Source organism: Mastigocoleus sp. MO_188.B34 (assembly GCF_030065675.1).
Classification (GTDB): Bacteria; Cyanobacteriota; Cyanobacteriia; order Cyanobacteriales; family Nostocaceae; genus Mastigocoleus.
Genome location: NZ_JASJDK010000179.1, coordinates 1 through 12,670 on the forward strand (window position 1 = coordinate 1; position 12,670 = coordinate 12,670).

The window sequence follows — 12,670 nt, forward strand, 5'->3', positions numbered from 1 at the left end:
ATATTGCTTCTAGATCGGGAGCGATATTTTTTTGTGCAAAGAAAGTAGTTTGCAAACACAAAAGTTTTGTTGTCTTTAATAGAGGAAATAAGATAATCGAATTTTTCTAATTTCTTGATATGCACAAAAACCATCCCCTGAATCCTGGAGAACTACCGCAGACATAAAAGATTTTACCCAAATTCCAAATAAATAAAAACAACAATAAATTACTGAATAAGTATTATATACTATATCTAAAGGTAGATCTTAAAAACTATGTTATTTAAATCAGATTTATCTCTATCCGTATTAACACTTAATCTTCAATATACTGCATAATCAAAAATACGTGATTTTTATTTATTTTGTTGTAAAAATAAGAATTTTGATCTTGATGCTGAGTAATTTAAACAACATATTTATTGAATTAAATATATGAGTTGAACAAAGTTATTAAGAATTAATTTATATAATAAAATTTTTGTTATAATATAAAAAGCATATAATTTGCCTTTTTATAACGTCTGAAATTATTTTAAATAGTTAGTTCAAAAGTAAAGATGAGTGACAAACCACAAGGTATACATTGGGCTATCTGGGCTGTTGTAACAATTTTAGTTGCCATTATTGGAGCTTTTGGAACGTACTTAGGTAATAAAAATTCTAGTGAAAAACCACCTCCCGAGAATACCAATTTAACTAGTGATAAACTTCCGGGAAATAGAAGTATAAGTAGTTCTAGTTCTAATTCACAAAATGATTTAAAAGATAAATACAAGTCTGAGATTGAAACTGGTGTTAGATTGTATCTAACAGGTGTTGAGAAAGTTACAAAAACATTAAATACTAATGATTTAGCAAAATATATGTCTGGCGAAATAGTAGTAAGACAGGCTAATAATATAAATTCGCTTAGGCAGAATGGTGCATACCGAGAATCAGAACACAGTGATATAAAAATTGAAATTATTGATATTGAACCCAATGAGTTGCAAGCTACAGTTGAAACAAGGGCAATTTATAGTTCATATACTTATTCAAGATCAAATGGAAGGTGTTTATATAGAGTTTTACCAACAAATCTATTATTAGAAATGACTTTAGACAAAACTATTAATGGTTGGCTGGTTAATAAATCAGCAAGTAATTTACGTTTAAATCGTCAGGACTGTTGATAGGGAGCATATTTTTTAGATAATAATGATGCTAAAAAACAATACCCTGCATTTCTAATTGCAATTGAGTATCCTCGGATAGCTCTTTATTGTCACCAAAAATTGCATTTTTGATGTTCGCATCTTTAAAATCAGTTCTTTTCAGTTTTGCACCAAGTAAACAAGTACTTTCAAGGTTGCTATGACTGAGAAAAGCATCATTGAGATTAGCATTTCTCAAATTAGTTCCACATAGATTAGCACCACGCAAGTCTGTAAGACGAAGAATTGCACCACTCAAATCTGCATAACTAAGATTTGCACCACGAAGATCCGCACCACTCAGGATTGTATTTCGCAAATCTGCACCACTTAAATCTGCACCACTCAACTTAGTACTGTTAAGGTTAGCACGATTTAAATTCACACCCAGCAATTCGGCATTAATCAAATTAGCATCACTTAAATTAGCATTACTTAAATTAGCATGGCTGAGATGAGCGCCCTTCAAATTAGCTCGACTTAAATCAGTACGACTTAAATTATTACTATTAAGATTTGCTCCATTTAACTTACTTCCAGGAAAATCTCTATCTCCTGCTGCGTAACGCTGTAAAAGTTCGTCACTACTAGACGTCTTCAATACAGTAGGTAGTTGTTCGTTACTATCCACTGAATTCATTAGTAAAATACTTTTTGCTAAACTCACTTATAAGCAAGTTTAGCTACTAATAATTTTTATCTGAAATACATATGGACACTTATTTTGATTGTCCGGGAAATAATTTCTAACTTTCAACTGTTCGGACATTATGAGACGCAAAAATTAAGAAAGTAGTGGATATTACGTAAGCTACATAAATTCGGGTTTTGAACTCATTCCCGCAAATAAATAACTCTAATTTACTTAATCATCTTACAGAACGAAATTAGAATATTTTTGATAAGCATTTTCATTATTTAGTAGACAGTTGCATTAGTGTCACAGTAGCTTCGTCTCAAATAATTATTCTAGGCAGACTATAAGCTTTTTTATACATGAATAAGCAAATAGTAAGATGTGAGCTTTTGTTCGAATGTATTTTTATGTTTCCCTTCAAATTATTGCTTAATTAACATCCATTTAAGCTCAATACAGTTCAGTTAAGGCTAGGCTAAATCTCAAAATAGAAGTAGTTTGGGTTGACGAAGGTTAGCAAAGCGTGTCCGTAGGACATAACCCAACATCCGGGCTGTTTTGTTGGGTTGCGCTGTGGCTTAACCCAACCTACGAAAATACTTAACTGAACTGTATTGCATTTAAGCTATGAACTCTCCCAGAATAATTGTGTACTTAAAAGCGAGTACTTGGCAATCTGTATGATTTAATACAGCAAATAAAACTATAAAAATATCTTAATTTTTATCCCTTCAAATAATAACAGATGTATTTTAAGTAATATTTGACTGAAATAAAAATGGTTAAGAATATTGTCATCATTGGTGCAGGACCAGCAGGACTTTTACTAGCTCACTATTTATCGAATCGCTCAAATAATTACCAAATTTATATTTATGAAAAAAGGAGTGATCCTAGAGAAAATAAGTTTTCTAACAGAGCCTTTGTTGTTGGTTTAACTCAACGGGGTCAACAAGCCTTAAAAGCAATTGATGGATTATGGTCAAGTGTTAGAGAACAAGGAATACAGATACGTAAATCAGCGATTTATTCTCAAAAAAAGCAAGGATGGCAATCTTTTTTACGAAATAAAGAACCGGATAATTTTAGTCTTCTCATCAATCGTAATGACCTTTGTATTGCTCTACTCAATGAATTAGAAGAACGAAATAATAATCAAATAAAAATTACCTTTGATAGTCCTTGTATTGATATAAATTTAAAGGAGCATACAGTTAACTTACGAGTTAACGAAAATAGTCTAATTACTCAATCCTACGACCTTCTAGTTGGAAGTGACGGAGTAAATTCTGTTGTTAGAGAAGCATTTATGAAGAGACCTGGGTTTGATTTCCAGCAAAAGTATTTTGATACTGCATGGAAAACAATTCATATTCCCAGACCAAAAAATATAGCGGTAGATACCAGTTACTTTTTTAGAAAAATATATCGTGAGGATCGATCAAGATTTAAACAACATGGTCTTTCCGGTGCTGCTATTCCAGAGATTAATGATCGCTTGTGCATTTTGATGTTTTGGACTCAAGAACCAACACAATTAATAGGGAATCCACCAAAAGTTCAAACATACAGCGATCTTCAAAAGATGATTAATGAAGAATGGCTACCAGGAATCGAAATTAGCGACGAACAAGCACAGGAATTTTGTAACCAACGTCCTTCTACTGTAGTTGAAACTAAATGTAATCTTTATCATGACCTTCCCGGACAAGCAGTTTTAATTGGTGATGCTGCTCATGGGATGTCGTCTTATCTCGGTCAAGGATGTCAAGCTGCTTTCAATGATGTTGTTGCATTGGATAAACTCTTGCAAGAAGAAGCTGATAATTTAAATGTTGTACTACCAAAATATTCACAACAGCAAGTAAAAGAAGGACACGCGATTACTGACTTAAACACCCAACTTTTACCTAAAGCGAAATGGCTCATATTTTTATTTAATACTGCAATGGGAGTCACAAGCAAAATGAATAAACGATTTCCAAAGCTATTTAATCCACCATTGTTTTTTTTACTGTCACAAACGACCGTACCTTATTCGGAAATAGCCCAGCGATTTAATTTCTGGATGCGTCTAATTAAATGGTCTAATAACAGAGTTATGACTAAACTTAAATAAAATTGATCGCAAATTAAATTCCGATTACTCATTACCCATTACCCATTACCCATTACCCATTACCTCAATTCCGTTGCCAAATTTTAATTGTTCGATCCAAACTTCCACTAATTAATTTGTCACCAGAAGGAGTAAATAATAATGCTGACACAGTGCTACTATGACCGCTAAAAGTGGCTAATAATTGACCTGTTTCTAAATGCCAAATTTTAATAGTGTTATCTGCACTTCCACTAGCAATTATTTTTCCATCTGCACTTAAAGCAATAGCATCCACCCCATCTCTATGTCCTTTGAGAGTATGTAATAATTCCGCAGTTTCTAAATTCCAAATTTTAATTGTTCGATCCCGACTACCACTAATGAGATATTTACCGTCAGCACTTATGGTGAGGGAAGTAACAATGTGAGAATGAGCAGTAAAAGAATATAAAAGTGGGATATCTAAATTTTCTTTCCCCTCATAATTAATCCGCCAAACTTTGATCTTACGGTAGCTACCGGTTACTAAAACTTTTCCATTTCCTTCAGGAGATAGTGTACTAGCAGGACTAATAGCTAAAGCATGTGCAGCATTATCATCTAAAGAAAGAGTCGCAACCACTAATCTATCTACCAAATCCCAAAATAAGATTTTTCGGTCGTCACCACCGGTAACTAACATTTTTGTATCTGGAGTAAAAGCAACACAACGCACTATTCCATTATGTTTATGTAGAACATCGATGAGATCCCGTGCGCCCAAATGCCAAATTTTAATCGTTGAGTCTGCACCTCCACTAACCAAAAGTTGTCCATTGTGATTGAAAGCAAGGGTTTTAACTTCGTCAACTAATCCAGAAACAGTCCAAGGATATTCGGATAATGTGGAAATTAATTCTCCCTTAGTAAAATCCCATAATTTTATTTCTCCGCGACTTCCACTAGCTAAGATGGGTAAATTTCTATTATTTTTACATTGTGGAACATAAACTAAACAATTGATTCCTCTGGTATGACCTCTTAAAGTTTGCCAGCATTCCCAATCACCAATAATATTTTTGCAATCATGACCTGATGGTAAAACTTGAATATTCTCTAGAGTTACCACATCATTCGTTTGTGCTCGTGGTATATATTTTGGTTTTTTGAGCGATTCTAAATACCAGTGTAAACCACCAACATATAGTAAGTTACTTGGAGCTATTAGAAGCTTGGGATCCCCCAATTCAATGAGATTTGTCGGTAAAAATCCTGCTATTACAACTTTTTTATTGTAAGAAAATTTACTCACTAATGGATTGAATAGACAGAGGAAAATCAGTAATTGATTATTTTTGACATCTTCTTGAGTAACAGACCAACGAATTTTGTCCTTTTTAATGCCATTAAAACTAGTTCCATCTGTGACGTAAACTTGAACACCATAGGAAGAATTTCCATTTAAAAAGTAAGGAAATTTACTCTCTGTCAGCAAATTACCTTCATCATCCAACACCATATTTTTTAAAGTATCTTGGGACACTTTTTTAATTAATTTTCCTAGGCGTTGGTTTATGACTTGTTCAACAATTTGTTCTCGCACAAGGTAATCTTGGGCTTGTTGCTGGAAATATTCTTCAAAAGGTATCGCCCAATCTGGAGAATCTGGATAATCGGGCGGTATGGGTGGTGGATTTCTGGCAATAATCTCTGCTTGTTGACGAGCAACCTCACACAGTTGTGTCAGAGATTCGCCTCCTAACTCCATTACTTCAGCATGACAACCTTTTACTTGGGAGTCCAGCAAATAAAGATTATTAATTTTGGGTTTTTTAATCCGTCGAAGAAAATCAACTTGTTGCGCTTTGAGTAAACTAATCCAATCCATGTGCGTTCAGTAATGGCACAGTTGTATACCTAGGTTAAGATATACCTACAAGTTTTCTCAAGTCTTAATTGGATATCTCATCGCTGACAACAGCTTATAAATCCCTATTTTCATTAGGAATCATCATTTATTAAAAGCTTTGGAACTCATTCTCGATATGGGTCGTAATATACTGCTTTAATATTTGACAGTTTATTACCGTGCTTTTCTAACAACTTTCTCAATGCTACTTTAAGATGAGTACCTAACTTTCCCCTAAATATTCCTGCAAACTGACCACAACCAAGACCTGGAATCGTTATAAAACCCAATTTACACTTTGAGTTTTCATCACATCGTTGGCATCAATCAGGTGTTTTACTATACATGAATGAGGTTAGTTTACAAACAGCTTTCAAGCAAGCAATATCTCATTTTTATGTTTAAAGGGAACAGGAAACAGCGCGACTACTCCGCAGGGTAGTAATGCTGTTTGCACTCACCTACGGTGTTCGTTAAGCATTTTTGTAGGTTGGGTTAAGCGACAGCGCAACCCAACAAAACCTGGTAGTTAAAGATGTTTTTGTAGATGGTCAAACTGCGATCGCTCGATTCACTTATCATGCTCATCAACAAGGAAAATTCATGGGAATTCCAGCTACCGGTAATTTAATAATGAATGAGAATTTAATAACCTATAATTCTGAAATTTGGAATGGTGCGTTACGCAATGCTAACAGCACCCTACTTTTGTACTTTATTTAATCCACATTCCTTACTATGCGCAGCATCGATATTTGGCGCGTTAAAGATGGGAAATTTATTGAGCACTGGGATGAATTGAATTTATTAGAAGTCATGCAGCAACTTGGAGTGATCCCAGCTACTACTCTTACTTAAGATTGGTCGATATAGTTTGCAAATATTGCTGTAGGTATCATTGGCAACATTGGCACTAAACAAATCAGCCATTGATTCCAAGTCAGAGGTGCTGTTTCAAATAGTATGTTCATCACATTCCACTGACTGAACACAATTTGTAAAGCAACAGCAGCTACAATACCTACAATCAGGATGGGTGCATTTGTAATCAATGTGGATCTACCACGGATATAGTTGAATAAACTAATTCCTAATTGGCTGATACTGAGAAGATAGACGATTCGAGCAGCTACAAGGGACTGAATTGCCATGGTGCGAGCAACTGCAACATCGCCAGTAGTAAACTTCGCCCACTCAAAGATACCAAAAATCAGAATCCAATTAAATAAGGAAACCGTCAAAATTCGACGTAATAATTTCTTTGTAATTAAGGGCTCTTTGGGATTGCGTGGAGACTGCTGCATTAAGCCGTTTGACTTCGGCTCAAAGGCTAGGGGAACTGTCATGGTGAGGGAATTAATCATGTTTAACCACAGTACTTGTAGCGACAAAATCGGTAAATCCCTCGCTAGCAATGCACTGATCAAAATGGTCATGGATTCACCACCATTGACAGGTAAGAGAAAAGCGATCGCTTTACGCAAGTTTTGATAAACCGTACGTCCTTCTTCCACTGCTGCTTCAATAGAAGCAAAGTTATCGTCAGTCAGGAGCATATCAGCAGCTTCTCGAGCCACTTCGGTTCCACCTTTCCCCATGGCGATACCAATATCAGCTTGTTTTAAAGCTGGTGCATCATTTACCCCATCTCCCGTCATGGCGACGATTTCCCCTTTTGACTGGAGAGCTTCTACTAGCCTTAACTTTTGAGCCGGTGCAACCCTAGCAAATACATCTCCATCTTCAATAGCTTGAGCGAGCTGACGGTCGTCCATTTTCGCTAATTGCTGTCCCTCAAACCCGAGAACTTGCTTTGTCTTCTGAATACCCATACGTTGAGCGATCGCCCGAGCCGTTGAGATGTGGTCTCCAGTAATCATCTTGATTTGAATTCCCGCTGTCTGACAAGCATGCACCGCTGCGATCGCTTCTGGACGGGGTGGGTCAATCATACCTTGCAACCCGAGAAAGACTAACCCGGTTTCTATATTGTCATGATCTATGGAATGTTGATGGGGAGCAACAATTTTTTTGGCAAAAGCTAGTACTCGCAAAGCTTCTGCTGTCATTGCTTCAACGGCTTGTTCGATTTGTGCTTGTTCGAGAGGAACGATTTGACCCTCTCGATCTATCATCTGAGAGCATCGTTTTAACAATGCTTCAACAGAACCCTTGATGTAGATAGTTCGAAAATCGGCGTCATGCAATGTCGCCATATATTGATACTCGGATTCAAAAGGAATTGAATCTAGTCTCGGTTTTGAAGCTGCTAGTGCAGACTGGGTTAGATCGGCTTTAGCTGCAGCTGCAATTAATGCACCTTCCGTGGGGTCACCCACAACCGACCAATGCTCTCCTGCATGCTTTAATTGGGAATCATTACAAAGTACTCCAGCTATCAGGGATTCTTTCAAGGCTTGCGACAACAAACCATCTTCAAAAACACTTTCTGAGTGATTGTTAGTAGGATGAATAATCTCACCTTTAGGACTATAGCCACTACCACTGACCTGATAATTTTGTCCCCCAGCATAAATAGCCTGTACCGTCATTTGATTTTCCGTTAGGGTTCCAGTTTTGTCAGAACAAATAACAGTGGTACTCCCCAAAGCTTCAACAGCTGGAAGTTTGCGAATAATGGTATGACGGCGCGCCATGCGGTTAACACCAATCGCTAAAGTGATAGTTACAACTGCTGGTAAACCTTCAGGAATTGCACTAACTGCTAAAGCGACAGCAGCTTCAAACATATAGATCCAGGATTCTCCCTGTCCCAGACCGATGGCGAATGTCAGAGTTGCTAAAGTCAGAATCGCGTAGAGTAAAATACGGCTAAATTTAGCAAACTTACGAGTCAGTGGAGTACTAAGATTAACCCTCTGCTCCATTGACTTAGAAATCTGTCCGACTTCTGTCGTACCTGCTGTAGCAATAACAATCCCCGTTCCCTGTCCAAAAGTGACAAAACTTCCGGCGTAGGTCATATTTATCCGTTCTGCAAGGGGAGTATCCTTCGGTAAAGGCTGAATAGATTTATCTACCGGTACTGATTCTCCCGTCAGAGCTGACTCATCAACCTGTAAACTGCGAGTATTAAGCAATCTCAAATCCGCTGGAACCTTATCCCCCGATGTCAACAGTACAATATCTCCCGGTACTAAATCCCGCGACGGTATCTGCAGAGTTTGACCCTCTCGCAAAACTGTACTTTCTGTGGTCACTGCTTTTGCAAGGGAAGCGATGGCTCCTTCAGCCTTGGCTTCTTGCACATAACCAATAACTGCATTAATGACCGTTACTCCCCAGATCACAGCTGCGTTAGTCCAAGATCCTAAAAATGCTTTCACAGCCCCTGCAATCAACAGGATGTAGAGAAGCGGTTGATGAAACTGTAATAAAAATCTTAGCCAAGCAGGTTTTCCAGGTTTGATGGGTAATTCATTCCATCCGTAGGTTTCGTAGCGACTAGCAACTTCCTCTGCTGTTAAACCATTCTTTAAGTTGCTATTAAATTCTTTAATTGCCTCACGACCAGAAAGTTCGTGACAAGAGCGAGATTGCAATTGAACTGATATCATAACTTTCAATGCAGAAGATGCTTTTCTGGTACCCTATCAGTTGATGCTAGCAAAGACAGAATATCTCGTTCATCGAATCTGCACATTGGTATTATAGAAATGTACGGATGGCAAGCAATTACCCTACTAAGTGAGAAATAAAAGTAGGTTGTAATATTTTTTCTACAACACAGAAAACAAGAAGTTTTAACAGGTAATGGCGTCAAAAATTTACCCCATCATCCAGTCGGTCATTTTTAAAATAGCTGAATATGACTTTCCACTGCAGTGCGGGTATGTTGTGAAGTTGTTTACTTTATCTTTACACTAAATCTTTACACTAATTTAGTGTGAAGCTTTAATCTATTTCATTCTTATCATCATCTATTTCATTCTCATCATCATCTATTTCATTCTCATCATCATCTATTTCATTTCCATCATCATCTATTTCTCTAAGTCTCACGATCCAAGCTTCCTGATTACCATCAGGGTTTTTCCCGTTACCAACAATTGTCAAACCGTTATCTGAAATCGCCGTTGCTTCCTCTAACTTCCAACCAGTTAAATCGATCGCAAATTCATTAGTCAGAATTTCTTGCAAAGAACGCATTCCTTTTTTGCGATTCCAAATAAACGCTTCTCTACCATTAGCACTTTCGCTACTTCCGACAACAATCGAACCATTTCTTGAAACATCATTGGCTATGCTGTAAAATTTGCCACCTGGCAAATCTCCTAATCCCTGCATTCCACGCTTTCGTCTCCAGCGAAATGCTTCATCACCATTAGTGCTGCCACTGACTCCTACTATAGTAGAACTATTGGCCGATATTGCTGTTACTGCACTAAAGGACTTACCACCTGGTAAATCTCCTAATTTTTTGATTTTACCTTTTTGGTTAACTCTAACTGCTTGATTGTAATAATACACTGCGATGACAGAACCATTTGCTGATAATCCAGGTGGGTAGATTGGATCTACCCCCGATCCTAAGATTATTTCTTCTCCATTCTTTTGTGTCCAGCGAAATAGATCTGGACCAACAGCAGCACCTCTCTTAATACCTACCACAATGGAACCGTCTGCTGATAGACCAGACACAAAATAACTTTCACCTCGAAATGCTGTGTCTCTCAATTGCTCAATTCCATTCTTTTGTGTCCAGCGAAATGGATACCCTCGAAAACCGAAACTGCTACTACTACCGACCACAATGGAACCATCTGCTGATACTTTAGTGGCAGTACTGGAGAATATACCACCTGGTAAATCTCCTAATCTTTGCATTCCACCTTCTTGCGTCCAGCGAAATGCTTCTTCAGTATCTTCCGCTTCTCCACAGCAAGGCTCAACTTTCACAGCACTACTCCCCACCACAGTCGAACCATCTGCTGATACATCAAGAGCAATGCTGCTAAAAATACCACTTGGTAAATCTCCCAGTCCTTGAAATGAAGCCCGTTTAGCAGGTTTAGCTTCTGCTGCTACACATACAGTCATAGCTAGTACAAGAGTACAGGCATAAGATATTTTCTGTAAAATACGCATTTATTCATCTAATAACTTTGGTTATTCGTCTCGCGAAAAACCTAATAAAATCGGCTATTGTAATAGCTTTAGCCAAAATAAATGGCTCAAAAATTATTAGAAAAACCTAAACCCTTCCAGAAAACATATGAACTTCTTCAGAATAGCAAAATTAATATTTAGGGTATTCAAAATCAACTGAGTGTTTCAGTGGTGGCTAGTTAATAATAAATACTGTTTGCCAAAGTTAACTTTACTTACTAAGATTTTGCATAACTTTCAATAATAGCGATCACATTTTTAATACCGTTTTCTTTACGAATCTCTTCACCTAAAGTTTCCGCATTTTTTCGAATAACTTGATTTGTTGTTACTTCTCGAATCGCTTTAGCTAATTTAGTAGCAGTTAGTTTCTGCTGTGGAATAGGTTGACTTCCAACACCCAGAGCATAAACTCGTTCTCCCCAATAAGGTTGATCCACCAGAAAAGGACATACTATTGTCGGGCGACCTGCACGTAAACCAGCTACTGTTGTTCCAGCACCACCATGATGAACCACAGCAGATACCTGAGGAAAAAGCCAGGAATGGGGAATTTTATCGATTTTGAAGATAGTTTTCGGTAGAATCCTAGCATCTAAGCCACCCCAACCAGTAGCAATGATGCCACGTACTCCTGCTTTTTCTAAGGCATTAATGACAATATTTGCCATTCTTTGTGGATTACGTCCCGCCATACTACCAAATCCAACATAAACCGGCTGTTCGCCTGCTTCTAGAAAATCAACCAATTCGGCTGGAGGTCGCCAATCATCATTGCGATCTAAAAACCAATATCCGGTGACATAAGCTGTATCTGACCAATCCTTGGGACGTGGTGAAATCAGTTCGCTATAACCATGCATAACCGGAATTGGTTTTCCATTTACCATTTCGATTGGACTTGTCGATTTAGGAAATTTACCAATCCCGAGTACATCCTGACGGAATTCATTTACTATATCGTCGTAATTGTGGTATCCCCAGTGTAAAACCTTATAGGAAAGCTTATTGTACCAACCTCCAAGCTTCAAATTTGGAAACCCAATAGCGACAGAATCAGAGGTTGGAACGATCGCAGGTACGAGAACAGCCATTATTGCAGGAATACCAAGTTTTTCCGCAATGTGGGAACCTGCTAATACCTTGGGATGGAAAATAATAATATCGGGTTTTGCTGTTTGTGCTGAATTCCAAGCATCCCTAAGCATTTGTTTATTGATGGTTTTGGCTACTTTGAGCAATTTCAACATCGCTCCGATTAAACCAAAGAAAGTACCTCCACTTTCCATCATTTCTCGACCAGCTTCTGAATCAACCAGTTTGATGAAATCATTATTCATATACCCATAATTCAAACCATGGTCGGTGATGAATGATTCAAAACTGGAGCAGGTACAGATAGTTACTAAATGTCCTGCTTTTTTTAATCCTTTACCTAGTGCTACATAAGGTTGGACATCGCCACGGGAACCAGCCGTAAGAATAAAAATATTCATAATTTTTCCTTACTGTTCGACACTACTGAAGTAAGCTTGTCATCACAGTTCACAACCACGCTAACGCAATTTACCACCCTGATGTGTTAATTACTTAGGTGCTCAAAATATCACTCAGAGCTAAAAAATATCAGTAATGGTCAAAAATTAAAAATACTGTCAGTTTCTCATCCGTTAATCATCAGCAAGCTTCTTCTAAAATTAAAATAAACTTGCACTCCTCCATCATCATGACAATAA

The 12,670-nt window shown here is 37.4% G+C and carries 7 protein-coding genes; 2 read left to right on the forward strand and 5 right to left on the reverse strand.

What is annotated here, in order from left to right:
- Window positions 1–542: 542 nt before the first annotated feature.
- Complete coding sequence (locus QNJ50_RS26685; protein WP_300641663.1) at window positions 543–1,157, forward strand: IMS domain-containing protein; 615 nt, start codon at window positions 543–545, stop codon at window positions 1,155–1,157.
- Window positions 1,158–1,188: 31 nt separating this feature from the next.
- Here QNJ50_RS26685 and QNJ50_RS26690 read toward each other — a convergent pair whose 3' ends face one another.
- Entirely contained in the window at window positions 1,189–1,818 is a 630-nt protein-coding gene (locus QNJ50_RS26690) for a pentapeptide repeat-containing protein (protein WP_300641665.1), read from the reverse strand.
- A 775-nt stretch (window positions 1,819–2,593) separates the two neighbouring features.
- On the opposite strand from QNJ50_RS26690, the gene QNJ50_RS26695 reads away from it, so the two are divergent.
- Window positions 2,594–3,934 carry an NAD(P)/FAD-dependent oxidoreductase gene (locus QNJ50_RS26695; protein ID WP_300641667.1) on the forward strand — a complete coding sequence of 447 codons (1,341 nt, stop codon included), beginning with the start codon at window positions 2,594–2,596 and terminating at the stop codon, window positions 3,932–3,934.
- A 64-nt stretch (window positions 3,935–3,998) separates the two neighbouring features.
- Here the strand turns inward: QNJ50_RS26695 and QNJ50_RS26700 are convergent, their stop codons facing one another.
- The 4 genes from QNJ50_RS26700 to QNJ50_RS26715 form a co-directional block, all read right to left on the reverse strand.
- Window positions 3,999–5,783 (reverse strand): WD40 repeat domain-containing protein, encoded by a 1,785-nt coding sequence (locus QNJ50_RS26700; protein ID WP_300641669.1) that lies wholly within the window; start codon window positions 5,781–5,783, stop codon window positions 3,999–4,001.
- Window positions 5,784–6,658: 875 nt separating this feature from the next.
- Entirely contained in the window at window positions 6,659–9,382 is a 2,724-nt protein-coding gene (locus QNJ50_RS26705) for a cation-transporting P-type ATPase (RefSeq protein WP_300641671.1), read from the reverse strand.
- 337 nt (window positions 9,383–9,719) lie between these two features.
- Complete coding sequence (locus QNJ50_RS26710) at window positions 9,720–10,865, reverse strand: hypothetical protein (protein ID WP_300641673.1); 1,146 nt, start codon at window positions 10,863–10,865, stop codon at window positions 9,720–9,722.
- Between the two features lie 287 nt (window positions 10,866–11,152).
- Window positions 11,153–12,430, reverse strand: a complete 1,278-nt coding sequence (locus QNJ50_RS26715; protein ID WP_300641675.1) for a glycosyltransferase — start codon at window positions 12,428–12,430, stop codon at window positions 11,153–11,155.
- Window positions 12,431–12,670: the final 240 nt, after the last annotated feature.